The sequence below is a fragment of the Halobacillus sp. A1-3 genome (genome assembly GCF_050971765.1).
Classification (GTDB): domain Bacteria; phylum Bacillota; class Bacilli; order Bacillales; family Halobacillaceae; genus Halobacillus; species Halobacillus mangrovi_B.
The window spans coordinates 132,735-153,302 of sequence record NZ_JBPCEO010000005.1; the positions used below are offsets into that span (position 1 = coordinate 132,735).

The 20,568-nt window shown below is 41.9% G+C and carries 22 protein-coding genes; 15 read left to right on the top strand and 7 right to left on the bottom strand.

Going from position 1 to position 20,568, the window contains the following annotated elements; genetic code table 11:
* Positions 1–39: 39 nt before the first annotated feature.
* From ACRYKC_RS10640 to ACRYKC_RS10700, 13 genes are all read left to right on the top strand, one after another.
* The gene (locus ACRYKC_RS10640; protein WP_433806712.1) at positions 40–1,407 is read left to right on the top strand and encodes an aspartate aminotransferase family protein; all 1,368 of its coding nucleotides are present in this window, start codon (positions 40–42) and stop codon (positions 1,405–1,407) included.
* A gap of 14 nt (positions 1,408–1,421) precedes the next feature.
* On the top strand, positions 1,422–2,123 hold the full coding sequence (locus ACRYKC_RS10645; RefSeq protein WP_433806713.1) for a CoA transferase subunit A: 702 nt from the start codon (positions 1,422–1,424) through the stop codon (positions 2,121–2,123).
* Positions 2,108–2,770 carry a 3-oxoacid CoA-transferase subunit B gene (locus ACRYKC_RS10650; RefSeq protein WP_433806714.1) on the top strand — a complete coding sequence of 221 codons (663 nt, stop codon included), beginning with the start codon at positions 2,108–2,110 and terminating at the stop codon, positions 2,768–2,770. Before ACRYKC_RS10645 ends, ACRYKC_RS10650 begins: the two co-directional genes overlap by 16 nt.
* Before the next feature lie 312 nt (positions 2,771–3,082).
* Complete coding sequence (locus ACRYKC_RS10655; protein ID WP_433806715.1) at positions 3,083–3,307, top strand: hypothetical protein; 225 nt, start codon at positions 3,083–3,085, stop codon at positions 3,305–3,307.
* Positions 3,308–3,390: 83 nt separating this feature from the next.
* Positions 3,391–3,624 (top strand): glutaredoxin family protein, encoded by a 234-nt coding sequence (locus ACRYKC_RS10660; RefSeq protein ID WP_433806716.1) that lies wholly within the window; start codon positions 3,391–3,393, stop codon positions 3,622–3,624.
* 150 nt (positions 3,625–3,774) lie between these two features.
* Positions 3,775–4,803, top strand: a complete 1,029-nt coding sequence (locus tag ACRYKC_RS10665) for a sugar-binding transcriptional regulator (RefSeq protein ID WP_433806717.1) — start codon at positions 3,775–3,777, stop codon at positions 4,801–4,803.
* A gap of 36 nt (positions 4,804–4,839) precedes the next feature.
* Positions 4,840–5,847, top strand: a complete 1,008-nt coding sequence (gene gap, locus ACRYKC_RS10670; RefSeq protein ID WP_085029059.1) for a type I glyceraldehyde-3-phosphate dehydrogenase — start codon at positions 4,840–4,842, stop codon at positions 5,845–5,847.
* 177 nt (positions 5,848–6,024) lie between these two features.
* Positions 6,025–7,206 (top strand): phosphoglycerate kinase, encoded by a 1,182-nt coding sequence (locus ACRYKC_RS10675; protein WP_433806718.1) that lies wholly within the window; start codon positions 6,025–6,027, stop codon positions 7,204–7,206.
* Positions 7,207–7,227: 21 nt separating this feature from the next.
* On the top strand, positions 7,228–7,989 hold the full coding sequence (tpiA, locus tag ACRYKC_RS10680; protein WP_433806719.1) for a triose-phosphate isomerase: 762 nt from the start codon (positions 7,228–7,230) through the stop codon (positions 7,987–7,989).
* A complete protein-coding gene (gene gpmI, locus ACRYKC_RS10685) occupies positions 7,982–9,520 on the top strand; it encodes a 2,3-bisphosphoglycerate-independent phosphoglycerate mutase (protein ID WP_433806720.1) in 1,539 nt (512 codons plus the stop codon). The genes tpiA and gpmI overlap by 8 nt, the downstream gene beginning before the upstream one ends.
* Positions 9,521–9,534: 14 nt before the next feature.
* Positions 9,535–10,821 carry a phosphopyruvate hydratase gene (eno, locus tag ACRYKC_RS10690; protein ID WP_433806721.1) on the top strand — a complete coding sequence of 429 codons (1,287 nt, stop codon included), beginning with the start codon at positions 9,535–9,537 and terminating at the stop codon, positions 10,819–10,821.
* Positions 10,822–10,913: 92 nt separating this feature from the next.
* The gene (locus ACRYKC_RS10695) at positions 10,914–11,492 is read left to right on the top strand and encodes a YdcF family protein (protein ID WP_433806722.1); all 579 of its coding nucleotides are present in this window, start codon (positions 10,914–10,916) and stop codon (positions 11,490–11,492) included.
* Positions 11,493–11,505: 13 nt separating this feature from the next.
* The gene (locus ACRYKC_RS10700; RefSeq protein ID WP_433806723.1) at positions 11,506–12,087 is read left to right on the top strand and encodes a nitroreductase family protein; all 582 of its coding nucleotides are present in this window, start codon (positions 11,506–11,508) and stop codon (positions 12,085–12,087) included.
* A 256-nt stretch (positions 12,088–12,343) separates the two neighbouring features.
* Here the strand turns inward: ACRYKC_RS10700 and ytzI are convergent, their stop codons facing one another.
* The 7 genes from ytzI to ACRYKC_RS10735 all read right to left on the bottom strand — a co-directional run bounded on the left by ytzI (position 12,344) and on the right by ACRYKC_RS10735 (position 18,890).
* Positions 12,344–12,508, bottom strand: a complete 165-nt coding sequence (gene ytzI / locus ACRYKC_RS10705; RefSeq protein ID WP_433806724.1) for a YtzI protein — start codon at positions 12,506–12,508, stop codon at positions 12,344–12,346.
* Positions 12,509–12,602: 94 nt separating this feature from the next.
* Positions 12,603–14,315, bottom strand: coding sequence for a phosphoenolpyruvate--protein phosphotransferase (ptsP, locus tag ACRYKC_RS10710; protein ID WP_433806725.1), 1,713 nt, complete (start codon positions 14,313–14,315; stop codon positions 12,603–12,605).
* Between the two features lie 4 nt (positions 14,316–14,319).
* On the bottom strand, positions 14,320–14,586 hold the full coding sequence (locus ACRYKC_RS10715) for a phosphocarrier protein HPr (RefSeq protein ID WP_433806726.1): 267 nt from the start codon (positions 14,584–14,586) through the stop codon (positions 14,320–14,322).
* A gap of 54 nt (positions 14,587–14,640) precedes the next feature.
* Positions 14,641–16,545 (bottom strand): PTS fructose transporter subunit IIABC, encoded by a 1,905-nt coding sequence (locus ACRYKC_RS10720; protein WP_433806727.1) that lies wholly within the window; start codon positions 16,543–16,545, stop codon positions 14,641–14,643.
* Positions 16,542–17,477, bottom strand: a complete 936-nt coding sequence (gene pfkB, locus ACRYKC_RS10725) for a 1-phosphofructokinase (protein WP_433806728.1) — start codon at positions 17,475–17,477, stop codon at positions 16,542–16,544. Before pfkB ends, ACRYKC_RS10720 begins: the two co-directional genes overlap by 4 nt.
* On the bottom strand, positions 17,474–18,223 hold the full coding sequence (locus ACRYKC_RS10730; RefSeq protein WP_433806729.1) for a DeoR/GlpR family DNA-binding transcription regulator: 750 nt from the start codon (positions 18,221–18,223) through the stop codon (positions 17,474–17,476). Before ACRYKC_RS10730 ends, pfkB begins: the two co-directional genes overlap by 4 nt.
* Before the next feature lie 175 nt (positions 18,224–18,398).
* On the bottom strand, positions 18,399–18,890 hold the full coding sequence (locus ACRYKC_RS10735) for a hypothetical protein (RefSeq protein WP_433806730.1): 492 nt from the start codon (positions 18,888–18,890) through the stop codon (positions 18,399–18,401).
* A gap of 170 nt (positions 18,891–19,060) precedes the next feature.
* Between ACRYKC_RS10735 and secG the strand changes: the two genes are divergently transcribed.
* Positions 19,061–19,294, top strand: coding sequence for a preprotein translocase subunit SecG (gene secG, locus ACRYKC_RS10740; RefSeq protein ID WP_433806731.1), 234 nt, complete (start codon positions 19,061–19,063; stop codon positions 19,292–19,294).
* Between the two features lie 496 nt (positions 19,295–19,790).
* Complete coding sequence (locus tag ACRYKC_RS10745) at positions 19,791–20,534, top strand: alpha/beta hydrolase (RefSeq protein ID WP_433806732.1); 744 nt, start codon at positions 19,791–19,793, stop codon at positions 20,532–20,534.
* The last annotated feature ends 34 nt before the right edge of the window (positions 20,535–20,568 follow it).

Consider the following 20,568-nt stretch of genomic DNA (forward strand, 5'->3'; position numbering starts at 1 on the left):
CCACTCCAACCTCTAGAAAATCTGTAAAGGAGGGCAAGCATGAATCAATCCTATCTGATCAAACCGGTAATGGGGGATTTTTATCCGACTGCCATGCATGGACATGGTGTATTCATTTATGATCAACAAGGAAAACAATACTTGGACGGATCTTCAGGTGCTGTTACAGCTAGTATCGGTCATGCAGTTCCTGAAATCATTGATGTTATCTATGAACAGGCGAAAAAGATTTCGTTTGTATATCGCTCTCAGTTTACGACAGAACCAGCGGAGAAGCTTGCAGAAAAATTGAACCAGTTAGCTTTCGGTGAAGACGACCAGTATTTTTCTTTTTTTACAAACAGTGGTTCAGAAGCTACAGAAACAGCATTGAAAATGGCAATTCAACATTGGCAAGAGAAAGGAAACTATAGAAAAAATAAGATCATTTCCAGGTGGTCTAGCTATCATGGCATTACGATGGGAGCTCTATCAATGTCGGGCCATATAGGTAGAAGAGAAAGGTTCGTACCATTGTTGGAGAGCTTCCCTACCATTTCTTCGCCGAATTGTTACCGCTGTCCATTCAATCAAAAATATCCAAGTTGTCAGCTGATGTGTGCAAATGAATTGGATACCACGATCCGGCGAGAAGGGGCAGAAAACATCGCAGCGTTCATAGCAGAACCGATTGTCGGTGCGGCTGGAGGCGTAATAGTTCCACCTGATGGTTACAATCAGCGTGTCAAAGAAATCTGTGATTATCACGATATTCTGTTCATTGCTGATGAAGTGATGACAGGGATAGGCAGGACGGGCAAAATGTTCGCAATGGATCATTGGGGAGTAAAGCCTGACATCATTGCACTAGGTAAAGGGATGAGTGCTGGCTACACTCCGATTGCTGCCGCGTTTGCCAGTAAAAAAGTGATGAAACCAATTTTGGCAGGGTCAGCTTCTGTTATGAGTGGACACACATATAGTGCCAATCCTCAATCTGCAGCAATTGCTCTGGCAGTGATTAATTATATAGAGAAAAACAATCTTGTTTATAAATCTAAAGTCTGTGGCGATTATTTAATGGAACGATTGAAAGGTGTAAGTGTGAAGCATCCGATCATTGGTGATATTCGTGGAAAAGGATTGATGGTCGGAATCGAATTTGTATCGAACACATTCACGAAGCATCCTTTCTCAAAGGATCTTTCACTTTCGAGTAAACTTGTGGAAAAAGCTCGTGACAAGGGGCTTCTAATCTATCCAGCTTCAGCTGGTGTTGAAGGTGGAGATGGAGATGCCGTCATCATTGCTCCGCCTCTGAACATCACGAAGCAGGAGATAGACTTACTGGTAGATATTTTTGAAAATACAATACATGAAATTCAAAGAGAATTGAGAGTGCAAGGGGTTGTAGATTACATCGGATAGGAGTGTAATGACACATGGAAAAAACGAAACGAAGGCGTATTAATAAAGTGGCTACTGTCGAACAGGTGATTTCCCATTTTAAGGATGGAAGCTCGATTATGTATGGAGGTTTCGGAGGGATAGGAAATCCACCTACCATCATTAATGCCATTCTGGAAAAAGGGGTCAAAGACCTGACGCTTATTGGAAATGATGCTGGATTTCCTCATATCGGCATTGGAAAAATCGTAAGTGAAGGAAGAGCTAAAAAACTGATCGCTTCACATATCGGATCAAATCCTGTCGCTGGGCAACTGATGACGGATGGAAAACTGGATGTGGAATTCTCACCACAAGGCACACTTGCCGAACGCATCAGAGCTGGTGGTGTAGGTCTTGAAGGAATTCTCGTCGATGTAGGAGTTGGCAGCATGGTGGAGGAAGGAAAACAGAAGATAGTTGTAGGAGGGAAGGAGTGCTTGTTAGAAACACCATTGAAAGCGGATGTGGCGATCGTTTATGCGAAAAAAGCGGACACGTTCGGTAACTTGATCTATGACACTAGCGCTCGTAATACCTCTCCGCTCGTAGCGATGGCCGGCACCTATACCATTGCAGAAGTGGAAGAGATCGTTCCTGCTGGAGAGCTTGACCCCGAATGTATTGTAACTCCGGGTGTTTTCGTTGATATGGTCATTCAAACCGAAGGGGTGAATTGGAAATGGGCATGGGAGTAAATGTACGTAATCGAATTGCTAAAAGAGCTGCACAGGAAATAGAACACGGGATGATTGTAAATCTTGGTATCGGCATACCATCGCTCGTAGCCAATCATATTCCGCTGGAAAATCAAGTCATGTTCCAAGCGGAAAATGGTGTATTGGGGATGGGCAAAGCACCAGATACAGGAGAAGAGAATGCGATGTTATGCAATGCGGGAGGTTTTCCTGTCACAGTTGTTCCAGGCTCCTCTTATTTTGACAGTGCAACCGCATTCGGCATCATACGCTCAGGATGTCTAGACATTACGATCCTTGGAGGACTTGAGGTCAGTGAAAGTGGCGACCTTGCCAACTGGATTGTTCCGGGGAAGCGTGTTCCAGGGATAGGAGGGGCCATGGAGCTTGCCCAAAAGGCTAAAAAAGTGATTGTTGTAATGAGCCATGTCAGTAAAAAGGGAGATTTAAAAATATTGAAAAAATGTAATCTTCCTTTGACTGCTAAAGGTTGCGTCAACATGATCATTACGGATATGGCTGTTATCGTAGTGACAGATAGTGGCTTGGTGTTGAAAGAAGTCATGCCTCCTTATACAGTGAAGGATGTCTTGGATCATACCGAGGCGGAGCTGCAAATAGCTGATGATTTAGTCATCGTCAGTTGATAAAGCTTAACAATGTAATCAACGTTCAGAACATAAACGTCTACTATTGTTAAAAAGTCATGCTTCTATATAAGAAGCATGGCTTTTTTTGTTGTAAAATGTCGATCAATCTCCCTATTTTACTATATTAATATAATATATTAGCGGTTACATTTATGTTATTTAAAATTTAATGATACATAAAATTTACAAAGCATGTACAGATAATAATGGTTGATGGTATTCTAATATAGTTTCCTGATTCGACTTCTTATGATATAATGAAATAAGCTAATTAGGTGCTTTTCGTTTTGGTAAAGAAAAGGGGTATTTATGACAAACTTAATCCGTTACAAAATGTTGTCTACTGAACAGGTTACGGAAGGCAGACGGATTCATGTGTTTGATATGCAGCATCAGCAGAAGTTGTCCTTCAATTATGAATTATTGAAGCGGACTCCGAAAGATTATGCAGGCGAAGAGTTGACGGAATTCTTACAGAAACGGGAACTGAAAATTGATAATGGTTTCTACGATAACAGGGGGCACGCATCTTAAAAGCGTGCTCTCTGTTGTTTTATTTAGTGCATCCATTCCTACCGATCATCTGCTAAAATGAGGGAAGACTAGGAGGGGGAGCTATGAATAAAATAATTGTGTACAAAAAGGACCGCTGTCCTCTTTGTGAAGAGGTAGAATCTTTAATTGATCTGTTAGAGTTGGATTTTACCATTGAGCGTGAGGAAATAGATATAGAAACCGATGAAGAACTTCTGGAGAAGTATATGTTTGAAATCCCTGTACTTATCGTTAATGGAGAAGAAATAGAATATCGAAGAATCGACTACTTTAGTATAAAAAAGCGTTTACATTAAAAAACAGATGGATTACGCTTGCACAGGCTTATCCCCACTGTTAAGATAAAAATGTGAAAAGGATATTTTTTTGCTCCAAGCGGGACAGAATATGACTGGCCGGGACATAATTTATCCCAGTTAGTGGAATGACAATAAAGGAGCTTTTCCATGAGAGCTTTAATTGACCTACAAAAGAAATTGTTCCCTGAAGTCTTGGATGTTATGCAGCGGCGTTATCAACTGTTGTATCATATCCAAATCATGCAGCCCGTCGGCCGTCGTGCTCTGGCAGAAAGTGTCGAGTTAGCTGAACGAACGGTACGGAGTGAGGTAGACTTCCTGAATCGTCAAGGTATCGTTGAAATTACTTCACGTGGTATGCATCTCACATATGAAGGGCAAAACATCCTTGAGCAGCTAGCTGAATTTATCAAAGATGTTAAAGGGATCAAGGTTTTAGAACAACAATTAAAGGATAAATTAAACCTAGACCATGTGGTTGTTGTTCCGGGTGATAGTGATGAGCTCGAATGGGTAAAACAAGACATGGGCAAAGCTTGTGTCCAGTACTTAAAAGAACGAATCCTGCCAGATCAGGCCATTGCCATTACAGGCGGTACAACTATGGCTGCTGTGGCTGAGGTGATGACCCCGTTTAACACTGCCGGTAAATGTCTCTTCGTACCCGCTCGAGGCGGACTAGGCGAAAGGGTCGAAAATCAAGCCAATACGATTTGTGCGGAAATGGCAAAAAAAGCACGCGGAGATTATCGTATGTTGTATGTACCCGATCCACTGAGTGAAGAATCCTACCATACGATTATCGAGGAACCTTCGATTAAAGAAGTGCTTAACATTATTCGTAATGCTGAGATTGTTATTCACGGTGTCGGTGATGCTAACACAATGGCAGAACGAAGGAAGACATCCCCTGAACAAATGGAAGTAATCAAACGGAACGAAGCTGTAGGTGAAGCGTTTGGCTATTATTTTAACACCAAAGGTGAAATCGTTCATAAAGTCCGTACCGTTGGGTTGCAATTAGAGGATTTGAAGCATGCGAAGGATGTCATTGCAGTAGCTGGAGGTCGTTCTAAAGCACAAGCAATCGCATCTTATTTCCAGCCAGGACAAAGCAATGTTCTGATTACGGATGAAGGTGCAGCAAATGAGTTAATAAAGGGATATTCCCTTTAAATAAATTTTGTATTTAATCCTAAGGAGGAATTTTACATGACTGTAAGAATTGGTATTAACGGTTTTGGACGTATTGGACGTAACGTTTTCCGCGCTTCTTTGAAAAATAACGATGTTGAGGTAGTTGCGGTAAACGACTTGACTGATGCGAACATGCTAGCACACTTGCTTCAATACGATACTGTTCATGGCACTCTTTCTGAAGAAGTGACAACGAACGGTGACAACCTAATCGTAGGTGGCAAAGAAATCAAAGTACTTTCTGAAAAAGATCCGGCTCAACTTGGTTGGGGAGATCTAGGTGTTGATATCGTTATCGAATCAACAGGTCGTTTCACACAACGTGACGACGCGAAGAAACACTTGGATGCAGGTGCGAAGAAAGTAATCATCTCTGCACCAGCGAAGCAAGAAGATCTTACAGTCGTAATGGGTGTAAACGAAGATCAATACGACAAAGATTCTCATCACGTAATTTCTAACGCTTCTTGTACGACGAACTGCTTGGCACCATATGCTAAAGTACTTGATGACAAATTCGGTCTTAAACGCGGTATGATGACAACTGTTCACTCATACACGAACGATCAGCAAATTCTTGATCTTCCACACAAAGATTATCGTCGTGCTCGTGCAGCTGCTCAAAACATCATTCCTACAACAACTGGTGCTGCACAAGCGGTTGCGAAGGTACTTCCACAGCTTGATGGCAAGCTTAGCGGAATGGCTATGCGTGTACCAACTCAGAACGTATCTATCGTAGACTTCGTTGCAGAGCTTGAAAAAGATGTTACTGCAGAAGAAGTAAACGAAGCGCTTAAGGCAGAAGCTGAAGGTAATCTTAAAGGAATCCTTGGTTACAGTGATGAGCCGCTTGTTTCTTCAGACTACAATGGAAACACGCACTCTTCTATCATCGACGGTCTATCTACTCTTACTCTTGAAAACAACATGGTTAAAGTTGTTTCTTGGTATGACAACGAGTTCGGTTACTCCAACCGTTGTGTAGACCTTGCTGTTTATCTTAAAAACCAAGGACTATAATAAATAAAAGTTCGGTAACAATCGAGCTAAATTGATAAAGGAGGGGGTCTCATGTCCTCCTCCTTTATCCATGTTTTCATGGTTCCTGCTTCTGGGCGTTTTCACTGACAGAATCAGTGGAAACGTACATATGGGCAGGCGATGAACCTGACCACAAACCAAGGAGGTTGTCTTTTCATGAATAAGAAAACAATTCGTGATGTTGAAGTTAAAGGACAAACTGTTTTTTGCCGTGTAGACTTTAACGTTCCAATGAGTGGAGAAGAAGTAACAGATGACACGAGAATCAAGGCAGCACTTCCGACAATCAAGCACTTGATCGGAAATGGCGCAAAAGTTATTCTTGCCAGTCACCTTGGACGTCCAAAAGGTGAAGTCGTTGAAGAGCTTCGTTTGGATCCTGTAGCCAAGCGTTTGAGCGACTTGCTTGGACAGACCGTTACGAAAACAGATGAAGTTTATGGAGACGAAGTGAACAAGGCTTTATCTGAAATGGAAGATGGAGATGTATTGTTAATTGAAAACGTACGCTTCCACCCAGGTGAAGAAAAGAATGACGCTGAATTGGCAAAAGCATTTGCGGATATGGCAGATCTTTATGTCAATGACGCTTTCGGTGCAGCTCACCGTGCTCACGCTTCAACAGCGGGAGTAGCTGAACACTTGCCGGCTGTAGCTGGTTTCCTTATGGAAAAAGAAATTAACGTGCTCAGTAAAGCTCTTTCTAACCCAGAGCGCCCATTCACGGCGATTATCGGTGGAGCAAAAGTAAAAGACAAAATCGGTGTAATCGACAACCTCATCGATAAAGTAGATCACTTAATTATAGGTGGAGGGCTTGCCTACACCTTTGTAAAAGCGCAAGGTCATGAAATCGGTAAATCTTTACTAGAGGAAGATAAGATTGATTTGGCGAATGAATATATGAAAAAGGCTGAAGAAAAAGGCGTGAAATTCCATATGCCTGATGATGTCATTGTTGCAGATGATTTCTCTGATTCAGCTAATACCAAAGAAGTAGCGATTGACAGTATCCCTGCTGATTGGGAAGCTTTGGATATCGGGCCAAAATCGAGAGAGAAATACGCGGAAATCATCAAAGATTCCAAACTTGTCATATGGAATGGACCGATGGGCGTATTTGAACTCGAAACCTTTGCCAACGGTACAAAAGCTGTCGCAAATGCACTGGCTCAAACCGAAGGTTATAGCGTGATTGGCGGCGGGGACTCCGCAGCAGCAGTTGAGAAGTTCGGTTTTGCCGATGACATGGATCACGTTTCAACAGGAGGCGGCGCATCCTTAGAGTTCATGGAAGGAAAAGAACTTCCAGGTGTCGCTCTACTCAACGATAAATAATTAAGGAGAGGTGAAGTTGACATGCGTAAACAAGTAATTGCAGGAAACTGGAAAATGAATAAAACACACCGTGAAGCTGAAGATTTTATTCAAACAGCTAAAAATGAAGTTCCATCTGCAGATCAAGTGGAATCTGTTGTATGTGCTCCGTTCCCATTTCTTCAAAAGCTGGTTGAAGAAACGGAAGGTACAAGCCTTGAAATCGGTGCGCAAAACATGCATTTTGAAGAAAGCGGCGCATTTACTGGTGAAGTGAGCCCGATTATGCTAAAAGAGCTAGGCGTTAAGTATGTTGTTCTTGGCCACTCCGAGCGTCGTGAAATTTTCAAAGAAACAGATGAAGACGTCAACAAGAAAGTTCATGCTGCTTTCAAACATGGCTTGACTCCGATTATCTGTGTAGGTGAATCTCTTGAGCAGCGTGAGGCTGATCAGACGATGGACCATGTAGAATCTCAAGTGAAAAAAGCACTTGAAGGTCTAACAAATGAGCAATGTGCTCAAACGATCATCGCTTATGAACCTATCTGGGCAATTGGTACAGGGCGTACAGCTACAGCAGAGCAAGCGAATGAAGTATGTACGCACATCCGTGAAGTGGTAAGTAACTTTGTGAATGCTGATGCAGCAGATGCTGTACGTATTCAGTATGGCGGAAGTGTAAAACCAGCGAACGTTGATGAGCTTCTTTCCCAGTCCGATATTGACGGTGCCCTTGTAGGTGGAGCGAGCTTAGAAGCTGACTCTTTCCTAAAACTAGTGGAGGCAGGTAAGCATGAGTAAGCAAAACTTAGCCGCTTTGATTATTCTTGATGGCTATGGCATTCGGGATGACGAGTATGGCAATGCCGTTAAGCAAGCAAACACCCCTAACTTTGATCGCTATTGGAACCAGTTTCCTCACTCTCAGCTAACGGCTTGCGGGGAAGCTGTCGGTCTTCCGGAAGGTCAAATGGGGAACTCAGAAGTGGGTCACTTGAACATCGGTGCAGGACGAGTCGTTTATCAAAGTTTGACTCGTATCAATTTGTCAGTAAGAGAAGGTGACTTCTTCGAAAACGAAGTGCTATTGAACGCTGTTCGTCATGCGAAGCAAAAAGGTAAAGCGCTGCATGTATTTGGTCTTCTCTCTGATGGTGGTATCCACAGCCACATCAATCATATGTTTGCCACCCTTGAGCTTGCGAAAAAAGAAGGCCTGGATAAAGTGTATGTTCATGCTTTCCTAGACGGACGTGATGTAGGTCAGCAGTCTGCGAAAACTTATATCAAGCAAACTCAAGATAAGATTGAAGAAATCGGTGTCGGTCAGCTGGCTACCATCGCTGGGCGTTACTATGCCATGGACCGTGACAACCGCTGGGATCGTGTGAAAAAAGCTTATGACGCAATTGCCTATGGAAAAGGCACGACTTATAAAGATCCGATTCAAGCGATTGATGATTCTTACAAAAATGAAGTTTATGATGAATTCGTTGAGCCTGTCGTATTGACAGATGATAATAATCAACCAATCGGTAAGGTAGAAGATGAAGACTCTATCGTATTCTTCAACTTCCGACCTGACCGAGCGATTCAAATTTCCCGAACGTTTGCAAATGATGATTTTGAAGACTTTGATCGTGGAGATCAAGCTCCTAAGAACATTCACTTTGTTGGTATGACTCAATACAGTGATGCGGTAAACAGCAAAGTGGCTTTCCCGCCGAACGACTTAAAAAATACAGTAGGCGAGGTTCTTGCTAATAACGGTATGAAACAGCTGCGTATCGCAGAAACTGAAAAATATCCTCACGTCACATTCTTTATGAGTGGCGGGCGTGAAGAAGAATTCGATGGAGAAGAGCGCATTTTGATCGATTCACCGAAGGTTGCCACTTACGATCTTAAGCCTGAAATGAGTGCTTATGAAGTCACGGACGCTTTACTTGGTGAATTGGATGCAGACAAACACAATGCGATCATTCTGAACTTCGCAAACCCTGATATGGTTGGGCACTCAGGAATGCTTGAGCCTACCATCAAGGCGATTGAGGCTGTAGATGAGTGCTTAGGCAAGATCGTTGATAAGATCCATGAAAAAGGCGGTCACGCCATCATTACAGCAGACCACGGGAACTCTGATGAGGTGACGACACCAGACGGAGACGCTATGACTGCTCATACGACGAATCCAGTCCCTGTGATTGTTACAAAAGAAGGCGTAGAGTTGCGTGATGGAGGAATCCTTGGAGACCTAACTCCAACTCTGCTTGAACTTCTCAGTGTAGAACAGCCAGAAGAAATGACTGGGAAAACATTAATCAAAAAATAAGGGAGAGATATTAAATGCCATATATTACAGACGTTTATGCACGTGAAGTCCTAGACTCTCGTGGTAACCCAACTGTCGAAGTTGAAATTTATACTGAATCTGGAGCATTCGGTACTGCACTTGTACCAAGTGGTGCTTCTACTGGTGAATACGAAGCTGTTGAACTACGTGACGGTGACAAAAACCGCTACCTCGGAAAAGGCGTAGAAAAAGCTGTAGAAAACGTTAATGAAAAAATCGCTCCGAAACTACTCGGAATGGATGTTACACAACAAGTAATCATCGATCAACTCATGATGGACCTTGATGGCACAGAAAACAAAGGCAATCTAGGTGCTAACGCAATCCTTGGTGTTTCCATGGCTTGTGCGCACGCAGCAGCTGACGTTGTAGGTCTTCCTCTTTACAAATACCTGGGAGGATTCACTGCATCCACTCTTCCAACTCCAATGATGAACATTCTAAATGGAGGAGAGCACGCAGATAATAACGTGGACATCCAAGAATTCATGATTATGCCTGTTGGTGCTCCAACATTTAAAGAAGCACTTCGTATGGGTGCGGAAATCTTCCACTCTCTTAAAAAAGTGCTTAAGAATAAAGGTTACAACACGGGTGTTGGTGATGAAGGTGGATTCGCACCAAACCTACAATCTAACGAAGAAGCTCTATCTACAATTATTGAAGCGATTGAAGAAGCTGGTTACAAGCCGGACGAAGAGGTTAAACTTGCAATGGACGTAGCTTCCTCTGAAATCTACGAAGACGGCAAGTATAACCTTAAAGGTGAAGGCGTTGTACGTTCTTCTGAAGAAATGGTTGACTGGTACGAAGAGCTTGTTAACAAATATCCAATCATCTCTATAGAAGATGGTCTTGATGAAAACGACTGGGAAGGTACAAAACTTCTTACAGACCGTATCGGTGACCGTGTTCAACTAGTAGGAGACGACTTGTTTGTAACAAACACTGAAAAACTCGGTCGTGCGATCGAGCAAGGCGTAGGGAACTCTATCCTAATTAAAGTGAACCAAATCGGTACACTTACAGAAACATTCCAGGCAATTGAAATGGCGAAACGCGCTGGTTACACAGCTGTTATTTCCCACCGTTCAGGTGAAACAGAAGATGCTACAATCGCTGATATCGCTGTTGCAACAAACTCTGGTCAAATCAAGACCGGTGCTCCGTCCCGTACGGACCGTGTTGCGAAGTACAACCAGCTTCTTCGTATTGAAGACGAGCTGTTTGGAACTGCAGAATACGCAGGCGAAAAAGCTTTCTACAACTTGAATAAATAAAATTTATGTTACAAGCCTCTCTGAATGTTCAGAGAGGCTTTTTTCTATGGTAAAATGGTGTATAGACAACAAGGAGTAGGAGAAACAGAAACATGAAACGAATACTACGGTTTGTACTAATTATTGCACTAGCCTATGGCCTCTATACAGGCTATAGTTTATGGACTTATGGGGAACAAGACGATATCCCTAAAGCTGATGCAGCCATTGTTCTTGGAGCCGCTCAGTGGAACGGAAAGCCAAGTCCAGTATTCAAAGGACGTCTTAAGCAAGGCATAGAGCTATATAAGCAAGGCAAAGTGGACTATCTTGTGTTCACAGGCGGGGTGAGCAAGAACGCGGCTTCATCGGAGGCTGAGGTAGGAAAAACGTACGCCTTGGATCAGGGAGTTCCGAAAGAAGACATTTTAATTGAGGACAAATCTCTTGTTACAGAAGATAATTTGGTCAATGCACAAGAAGTAGCAAAAGGACAAGGTATTGATTCATACCTTCTAGTAAGTGATCAGTTTCATCTGAAAAGAGCCGTAGGTGTAGCTCAAAGTAAAGGGATGGATGTTACAGGAGTACCCACAAAGTATTCTGCTTACGAAACTTTAGAAACAAAGCTTCCATTCTTTTTGCGAGAATGGGCCTATTTAATGGGGTACCAGCTGACCAGGTTGTTTTAAAGGAGGTGGGCGTTTGTATTTGGAAGAAGCCATTGTACAGCGTCGATCGATTCACGATTTTAAAGAAAATACAGTCAGTCAATCTATTCTGAAGGATGTTTTTGCTAAAGCTTCTTGGGCGCCCACCCATCGCATGAAACAGCCATGGAACATCATCATGTTACAAGAGAAGGGGAAAGAAGACTACGCTGAACTCGTTTTAGAGAGCTACCAACGCCAAGGTTTTTTTTCCAATGGTGATAAAGCTGAAAAAATGAAAGATGGGATTAGGAAGTTCCTTAATAAAATTCCTCATCATGCACTCGTCTATATGAAAAAAGATGAGGATCCTCATAAATATGAAGAAGATTACGCTGCTGTTTGTGCCTACATTCAAAATGTCCAATTGCTTTCGTGGGAAAAAGGGATTGGAGTTTTGTGGATGACGAGTCCATACCTTGATGATCCATTATTCGCAGAAGCTCTAGGCATTGAATCTACCAGCCATAAGCTTGTGGCTGTGTTGCAGATGGGGTATCCACGGCAAATACCAAAACCAAAGTTAAGAGTTCCTTTTGTTGAAAAATACGAATTGAGAGCCGATACTTTTAAGTAATGCTTTGGTCCAGAAATCACCATAGAGAAGAATAAAAAGGTCAGGGAAACGATTTGCTATCCGTGTACGTACGTTGATACTCCTCGGTCTTAACCACCTCACGGGTCACCTTGTTATTCCACAGGAATTTCGTCGCTTCCCTGGCCTCTTAAAGTGAACTAGTGGTCTAACCTATATTTAGGTTGAGAATAATTATTACTTTTTAAATGAAACTGTACTATAGCAAAAGAAAAAGCTGACGTCTATTAGGATGACGTCAGCTTTTATTATGGTCGTTTCGCATATCGTTATTATCCAATTCGTCCGGATGCGGATCTACCGTATGATTATAATCATACCCCTTGGAAACAGCAAAACCGAACATGGCAGCAATTCCTAAAACAATGGCGATACATACAATCAAGATTATCGTAAATGTCATGTGAACACTTCACTTTCTTTGCAAAACGTTGCAAGAGAATAGGGACTCTCTATACACGTATTATTGTGCCACAAGAGTTTTAGGATTACTACAATTATTGGGTCTTTTCTTTAATGAATTGAACAACTTCTTCGGCTGTACCTTTAGAAAGGATTTCTTCTTTATAAGAAGCAAGTTCTTTCTTAGAAAGGTCTCTAATTTGCGTACGTGCAGGAAGAATAGATGTAGCACTCATACTGAATTCATCAAGGCCTAGTCCAAGCAGAATTGGAATAGCGATTTCATCTCCAGCCATTTCTCCGCACATTCCAGCCCATTTGCCTTCTGCATGTGCAGCCTCAATAACGTTGTTAATTAAGTTAAGGATAGCTGGATTATATGGCTGATACAAGTATGAAACTCGCTCATTCATACGGTCTGCAGCCATTGTGTATTGAATAAGGTCATTGGTCCCGATACTGAAGAAGTCCACTTCTTTGGCAAACTGACGAGCGATGACTGCAGTAGCAGGGATTTCTACCATCATTCCGACTTCGATATCATCTGCAACTTCTTGACCTTCATTAGCCAGTTTTTCTCTTTCATCTTCAAGAATCGCTTTCGCCTGGCGGAACTCTTCAAGCGTAGCAATCATTGGGAACATGATCTTCAAATTACCATGTACGCTTGCACGTAAAAGGGCGCGCAGCTGAACACGGAAGATATCATCACGTTCTAAGCAGAGACGAATTGCACGATATCCTAAGAATGGGTTCATTTCTTCTGGAAGATCAAGATAATCAAGTTCCTTATCTCCACCGATGTCCAGCGTACGAACGACTACAGGGTTGTCTCCCATTTGTTTCAACACAGAAGAGTAAGCATCGTATTGCTCTTCTTCTGTAGGAAGTTGACTTTTACCCATATAAAGGAACTCTGTACGGTAAAGACCGACACCTTCACCACCGTTGTTCAGTACACCTTCCACATCATCAGGAGTACCAATGTTTGCCACAAGCTCAACATGATCACCCTCTGATGTCACAGTAGGTTCGTCTTTAAGCTTAGCCCATTCTTGTTTTTGCTTTTCAAAATCATCTTGTTTCTGTTTGTATGTTTCCACTTGCTCATCAGTAGGGTCTACAATAACGTCGCCATTAATCCCATCAACGATAATCATGACATCTTTCTCTGCTTGAGAAGTAATATTCTTCGTTCCAACGACAGCTGGAATCTCAAGAGAACGGGCCATGATTGCAGAGTGGGAGGTGCGCCCGCCAATATCCGTAGTGAACCCTTTGACGTACTGTTTGTTCAATTGAGCTGTATCAGAAGGAGTCAAATCATCAGCAACGATGACCACTTCTTCATTGATTAAGGCAGGGTCAGGGAACGTAACGTTCAATAGGTGTGCCATAACACGTTTTGTAACGTCCTGAATGTCTGCTGCACGTTCACGCATATATTCATTATCCATGTTTTTGAACATATCAATGAACATATTCGCTGTTTCGTGGAGAGCAGCTTCTGCATTAACGTTTTCAGCTTTAATTTTATCTTCGATCGGCTGAATAAGTTCTGGGTCACTTAGCACAAGCAGGTGAGCAGAAAAGATTTCTGCATGCTCATCTCCTAATGATTTCTTCGTGTGCTCTTTGATTTTTTCCAATTCAGACTTTGATGTTTCAAGGGCCTCATGCAGGCGTTTCACCTCGTGGTCCGGCTGGTCAATCTTGTCTTTACTGAATGTGAGGTCTGGAGTTTCCAGACGGTACACCTTTGCAATGGCAATACCGCTGGAAGCTGCAATACCTTGAAGCTGTGTCATTCGATTACTCCCCCAAGCTTTCGTTCTTCATAGTTGTCGCTAAGTGATCGATCGCTTCTTGCTCGTCACTTCCTTCAGCTGTGATTTTAACTTCCGCTCCAGATGGGATACCGAGGCTCATGATACCCATGATGGACTTCAGGTTAACAGCCTTTTCTTTATAATGTAGGTTGATCTCTGACTCATACTTTCCTGCGTTTTGTACAAGTACAGTTGCCGGGCGTGCGTGTACACCATCTGAGGATGTAATTGTAAATGTTTTTTCTACCATTATGATTCCTCCTAAAAAAGTATATATTTTTTGGATTACCCTAACTTTATTATTTTAAGCCTTTTTAATGTCTTTTTTCAAGAATCCTACCACAATTGCTCCAAGAATTGAGCCAGCTGCGATAGCGACAAGATAAAGTATGATCTGCATAAATCCACCTTCTACCAGAGGAGCCACAATTACCCCGCCGTGAGGTGCGCGCAGTCCGATACCAAATAGCATTGTCAACATACCTGCAAGGGCGCTTCCTGCAACCATGGATGGAATGACACGCGCAGGGTCAGCTGCTGCAAACGGAATTGCTCCCTCTGTGATAAAGAAAGCACCTAATGGATAAGCGGCTTTACCTGTTTCGCGTTCTTGTTTCGTAAATTTATTTTTAAAGAAAGTAGTTGCAAGTCCCATTGCTAGCGGCGGAACCATACCACCGGCCATAGCTGCAGCAATAAAGGTGTAGTTATTTGCTTCAAGAGCAGCGATTCCGAATGTGTAGGCTGCTTTGTTGACGGGTCCGCCCATATCGACAGCCATCATTCCGCCTACTATGAGTCCTAGTAGAGCTAAGTTTGTTCCACTCATGCTGTCAAGTAAATCAAACAACCAAGTATAGACACTTGTTAGTGCAGGGTTGATGAGTAACATGATCATCCCTGTTGCGAAAATTGCTAGTACTGGATAGAAAAGTACCGTCTTCAATCCATCTAAAACGGCTGGAAGTCCTTCAAGAGCTTTCTTAATACCTAACGTAATATAACCGGCTAAGAAACCAGCAATCAAACCGCCTAAGAAACCTGATCCGTTCCCAGCACCTTCAGCTGAGGTTTGCGTAATTGCAATAAGACCTCCGATCATACCAGGAGCAAAACCAGGACGATCTGCAATGCTTGATGCGATGAAACCAGCTAGGACAGGAACAAGTAAGAAGAATGCATTGGCTCCACCTATAGTATTTAACATCTCTGCAAAGCGGTTATATTCTCCGCTGTCAGGGTTAGCAGAATTAATTCCCCAGAAGAACGATATTGCTATGAGGATACCGCCTCCAACGACGAATGGAAGCATGTTAGAAACACCATTCATTAAGTGTTTATAAATACCGGAACGTTGTCCTTTTTCTTCAGATCCTTCAGATGATTGGTTGCTGCCGCCACCTTGATAGATTGGTGCATCTTTATTTACGGCTTTTTCAATCAATTCTTTTGGTTCATGGATTGCTTTTGCTACAGGGACCTCTATAACTGGTTTGCCATGGAAGCCTTCCATTTCAACCTTTGTATCAGCGGCTACGATGATTGCGTCAGCTTCTGCAATATCTTCTTTTGTTAGACGGTTTTTCACTCCGCCAGAACCGTTTGTTTGTACTTTGATATTGACGCCCATCTCTTTTGCTGTGGCTTTTAATTTATCGGCAGCCATAAAGGTGTGAGCGATGCCGGTAGGGCAAGCCGTAACGGCTAAAATTTTACTTTCTGAAGCGTTGTCTGTTTCTTCTTCTCCTTTTTCCTCAGCTTCTTTAGCATTGATCGCTTCGATTACGTCATCTTCCGTTTTCGCTTCTTCCAATTTAGTACGGAAGTTATTGTCCATAAGAAAGGTAGAAAGGCCTGACAAAGTTTCTAAGTGAGCGTTGTTCGCACCCTCAGAAGCCGCAATCATAAAAAATAAGTTCGTTGGTTGTCCATCAAGAGATTCATAATCCAAACCTTCTTGAGAACGACCAAATACAATAGCGGGTTCTTTAACAGCACCAGTTTTAGCGTGAGGAATCGCAATCCCTTCTCCTATACCAGTCGTACTTTGCTGTTCGCGGGCTTCTATTGCTTGCTTAAACTCATCACGATTATTTAGTTTACCTGCCTGGTCCAACTTCCCGATCAACTCATCGATCGCTTCAGGTTTGGATGAAGCGGTCATGTTTAACAAAATCGTGTCTTTTGTTAATAAGTCTGTAATTCTCATTGATTTATTCCCTCCTCATTATTAATTGAAGAAATGACAATCTCACTTAATAAGCTTTCTACGTCTTCTCTTTTACATAGGTCATCATTAAAGGCTGTCGCACTGCCGGCAGCTACTCCATAACGAAAGGCTTCTTCTACAGGCTCTCCTTTATGGAGCGCAGCGATAAAACCTGAAACAAGAGAGTCACCTGCCCCTACAGAATTCTTTACTGTACCTTTAGGCACATTGGCTACAAGACGTTTATTTTCTCCAACATATACGGCACCTGCTCCTCCCATAGAGATGACCACATGCTTGACGCCTTCATCTAGAAGTTTTTCTGCAAAATGGGCGGCTTTATCGACCGAATCAATGGTTGTTGAGAAAAGGTCACCAAGTTCATGGTGATTCGGCTTTAGCATGAAAAGAGGGTGACCAATCAATTTTTTCAGGGCATCCCCGGATGTATCTGCAACAAATTTCGTTCCATTTTTGTAGCAAATGTCAGCAATTGTATTATAAAAGTCCGTAGGAAGAGAGGACGGAACACTGCCTGCGAGTACAAGCGTATCTTCTTCAGTGAGTGAACGGACTTGTTCAAGCAGCTTTTGCTGATGATTTTCAGTTAAATTTGGCCCTGGTCCGTTAATTTCCGTTTCATCGGAACTTTTTAGCTTTACATTTACTCGAGTAGTCTGGCCTGTATCAACAAACTGATGGCTTACGTGTTCCTTTGATAAATAGTTTTTTACAAATTCTCCTGTGAAACCTCCGATAAAGCCTAGAGCGGCTGTATCGACGCCTAATCTTGACATTACCCGTGAGACATTAATTCCTTTACCCCCAGGATAATAAAAGGTTTGATGGGCGCGGTTTAAACCACCGGCCTCGAATTCACTTACGGTCATTACGTAATCAATCGAAGGATTCAATGTACACGTATAGATCATGCTGTCACAACCTTTATATTTGTTTTTTCTTTATAGTGTTTAAGTAAGCTTCCTTGATAGTCCGTTAAAATGTCTGCCTGATCGAGATTTCCGAACTTACAAAAAGCGACTTCATCAAACTTAGAATGATCAGCGAGAATATAACGCTGCTTAGATAAGGACAATGTTGTTTGTTTGACTGCGGCTTCTTCTGTGTCAGGGGTCGTATAACCACTATCCAGGGATATTCCGTTCGTCCCCATAAAGCATTGATCGAAACGATATTGTTGAAGATTAGTAAGTGCACCTGCTCCGACAACGGCTCTAGTACGGTGTTTCACGTACCCACCCAATACATATGTTTTGATTTGGTATTCATTCAAAGCATCCAGGTGATTTAATCCGTTCGTAACTACCGTAATATCATTAGCTTTCAAGAAAGGTATCATTTCGTATGTCGTTGATCCAGCATCGATGAAGATACAATCCCCATCATGGATTAATGATCCTGCATAGCGGGCGATCGCGATCTTTTCTTCATGGTGTTTTGTAGTTTTTTCTCCTAAGGTTGGTTCATCACTCGTTGAGCTTCTTAACGAAGCTCCTCCATGCACACGACGAATTTGTCCTTCTTTCTCCAATTGATCTAAGTCTCTGCGTATCGTAGATTCTGATGCACCAGTCTGATCTACTAATTCCTTCAATTTAACAGTGTGGTGTTTTTTGATTGTTTCTAAGATGATCTGATGTCGCTCGGGTGTCAGCAAGGAGCTTACACCTCCTTTTTTTCTTATCTTACTTACTATAATAAGGTAAGCCCTTACATAAATCAACCATAAACGATCAAAAACATTCATAAACAATCACAAATCAACCATAAACGTTCACAAAAAAGCCATCCTTATGAGGGATGGCTATAATCAGTTATGAAAGTAGCTTTTGTTAACTTGACCACTCAATGTACCTTTGACCATTAGTCAGGTTAAAAGTCTCAATTGAATTAGGGTGTCTATGAAACATATGCTCAGAGCAGTAGAGGGCAGATTGACAATAACGTGTAATCTCATTTTGTTTCCTATGCACGACAAACTTTTTAAAGGATAAGCTATCTGAATCTATTTCAATAATCACATGGTTCAAAGTCAAACTCTGCTCACATTCAAAAGTTTCCCAATGTTTACAGAACCAGCTTAATTCTGGGGTGAATTTCTTTTGGTTTTCATGGGATAAGAAGTGATCGATGATTTGAGCTAATTGAATGTAATAACAACCGTAAGTAGGAAAAGCTTCTTTATTCAAGCAGTGCTGGTTTGCTTCAATACATCTCATGATATTAAGTGTTGTGCGCTTCTCGGCGGGCCATTGATAAACATTACTTATGATTTGATCGACAAAAGACTGCAGTTGAGTCAGCCAACCTTGATTCTTATTCATATTCGTTCTTCTCTCCACTCTTTTTGAAATGGTACTTATATGTTAATTGAAAATGATTATCATTGTCAAAAAGAGAAGAGTAACTTTGTTTGAATTATCTTGATGGACGTATTCTTTTATGCTACATTTAATCTAGTCATTTGTACGTCTTTAGGAGGTGTTGGCACATCATGGAAACACTTGCAATCACATTATTAACCATTGATACAATAGCTTTAATCGTATTGGTCCTATTACAGTCTGGTAAAAGTGCCGGTCTTTCAGGAGCGATTTCTGGAGGAGCTGAACAATTATTTGGTAAACAAAAGGCTCGTGGTATAGATGCTGTACTGCACAAAGCAACGATTGTTACCGGCGTCCTTTTCTTTGTATTGGCATTCTTAACAGGTTATATTATTGGATAAAATCAATAGAGCTTCGAACCGAAACCGCGCTAATGAAACAGCGCGGTTTTTCTTTTAAGCTTTAAATTAACCTTTAGTTGAAGAGCAGCCAACATAATGGATATTCAATCATTAATAATTTGTAAATCAGCTTCAAGACTTTTGTGTGAATAATGGTGGATGGGCAAACGACTCACTTTCCTTAGGCATGTGCTGAGCCTGAGTAGACTTCGTCTCCGGGGGGTCTCACCTCATGTTCATCCCACAGGGCACAGCCCGAGAAAGCTTGCCAATTCTCCCGCAGGAAAGCGAATCCTTCTCCAACGCCCCTATACTCTTACAAACATCTCGAAAACAAGTGTTACAGACTACTGCTGTAAAATGCCTTTGTAGTAGGAGAGCACTGTAATATTTTTAATAAATGCCACTTGAGCTTGATTTTGGTAAAATAGAAAACGTTGCAAAAGAGAATGAAATATTCAAATAAGGAAATAGATGAAGTAAGGAGAGAAATGTTATGAAGATTAAACAACCTCAGCCATTTACGTTTGAGGAAGGAGAACGTGCGGTATTATTACTACATGGATTTACTGGTCACTCTGCTGATGTAAGGATGCTCGGACGCTTTCTTCAAAAACACGGCTACACAACACATGCCCCGATTTATCGTGGTCACGGCAAGGAGTTAGAAGCACTTATTGATGCACGCCCTGAAGAATGGTGGGCGGATGTGAAAGAGGCTTTAAATCATCTTAGAGAGCTTGGCTATGAAAAGATTGCTGTAGCAGGTTTATCCCTAGGCGGAGTGTTAGGGTTAAAGCTTGCTTATTCTGAACCGATTAAAGGGCTAATTACGATGTGTGCACCAATGTTTTTTGATAATGAAAAACAACTGACACAAGGATTCGAATACAAAGCTCGGCAGTATAAGCAGCTGGAAGGAAAAGATAAAGAAACGATTGATCAAGAGGTCGAGGAAATGCTTGGTGAATCAGAGGGAATGTTTAAAGAACTAGGTAAATTAATTACTTCTGTTCATGACGATGTCGACCAAATCTATACACCTACGTTTGTTGTCCAAGCAGAAAAAGATGAAATGATTAACACCGAAAGCGCAAACTATATTTACGAACAAGTTGAAGCAGACAAAAAAGACATTAAATGGTACAAAAACTCTGGACATGTCATTACGATGGACAAAGAAAAAGAACAACTTCATGAAGATATACTTGAATTTCTTGAATCGTTAGACTGGTCATGATCCTAGAGTCTTGTCCTTCATTTAAGAGGAGGTA

Bases quoted from the DNA above. Each gene is read 5' to 3' on its own strand.
- gpmI (WP_433806720.1), top strand. From the start codon at position 7,982: ATGAGTAAGCAAAACTTAGCCGCTTTGATTATTCTTGATGGCTATGGC.
- ACRYKC_RS10675 (WP_433806718.1), top strand. From the start codon at position 6,025: ATGAATAAGAAAACAATTCGTGATGTTGAAGTTAAAGGACAAACTGTT.
- eno (WP_433806721.1), top strand. From the start codon at position 9,535: ATGCCATATATTACAGACGTTTATGCACGTGAAGTCCTAGACTCTCGT.
- pfkB (WP_433806728.1), bottom strand. From the start codon at position 17,477: ATGATCTATACGTGTACATTGAATCCTTCGATTGATTACGTAATGACC.
- ACRYKC_RS10735 (WP_433806730.1), bottom strand. From the start codon at position 18,890: ATGAATAAGAATCAAGGTTGGCTGACTCAACTGCAGTCTTTTGTCGAT.
- ACRYKC_RS10715 (WP_433806726.1), bottom strand. From the start codon at position 14,586: ATGGTAGAAAAAACATTTACAATTACATCCTCAGATGGTGTACACGCA.
- ytzI (WP_433806724.1), bottom strand. From the start codon at position 12,508: ATGACATTTACGATAATCTTGATTGTATGTATCGCCATTGTTTTAGGA.
- ACRYKC_RS10745 (WP_433806732.1), top strand. From the start codon at position 19,791: ATGAAGATTAAACAACCTCAGCCATTTACGTTTGAGGAAGGAGAACGT.
- ACRYKC_RS10640 (WP_433806712.1), top strand. From the start codon at position 40: ATGAATCAATCCTATCTGATCAAACCGGTAATGGGGGATTTTTATCCG.
- secG (WP_433806731.1), top strand. From the start codon at position 19,061: ATGGAAACACTTGCAATCACATTATTAACCATTGATACAATAGCTTTA.
- ACRYKC_RS10720 (WP_433806727.1), bottom strand. From the start codon at position 16,545: ATGAGAATTACAGACTTATTAACAAAAGACACGATTTTGTTAAACATG.
- tpiA (WP_433806719.1), top strand. From the start codon at position 7,228: ATGCGTAAACAAGTAATTGCAGGAAACTGGAAAATGAATAAAACACAC.
- ACRYKC_RS10695 (WP_433806722.1), top strand. From the start codon at position 10,914: ATGAAACGAATACTACGGTTTGTACTAATTATTGCACTAGCCTATGGC.
- gap (WP_085029059.1), top strand. From the start codon at position 4,840: ATGACTGTAAGAATTGGTATTAACGGTTTTGGACGTATTGGACGTAAC.
- ACRYKC_RS10645 (WP_433806713.1), top strand. From the start codon at position 1,422: ATGGAAAAAACGAAACGAAGGCGTATTAATAAAGTGGCTACTGTCGAA.
- ptsP (WP_433806725.1), bottom strand. From the start codon at position 14,315: ATGACACAGCTTCAAGGTATTGCAGCTTCCAGCGGTATTGCCATTGCA.
- ACRYKC_RS10665 (WP_433806717.1), top strand. From the start codon at position 3,775: ATGAGAGCTTTAATTGACCTACAAAAGAAATTGTTCCCTGAAGTCTTG.
- ACRYKC_RS10650 (WP_433806714.1), top strand. From the start codon at position 2,108: ATGGGCATGGGAGTAAATGTACGTAATCGAATTGCTAAAAGAGCTGCA.
- ACRYKC_RS10655 (WP_433806715.1), top strand. From the start codon at position 3,083: ATGACAAACTTAATCCGTTACAAAATGTTGTCTACTGAACAGGTTACG.
- ACRYKC_RS10660 (WP_433806716.1), top strand. From the start codon at position 3,391: ATGAATAAAATAATTGTGTACAAAAAGGACCGCTGTCCTCTTTGTGAA.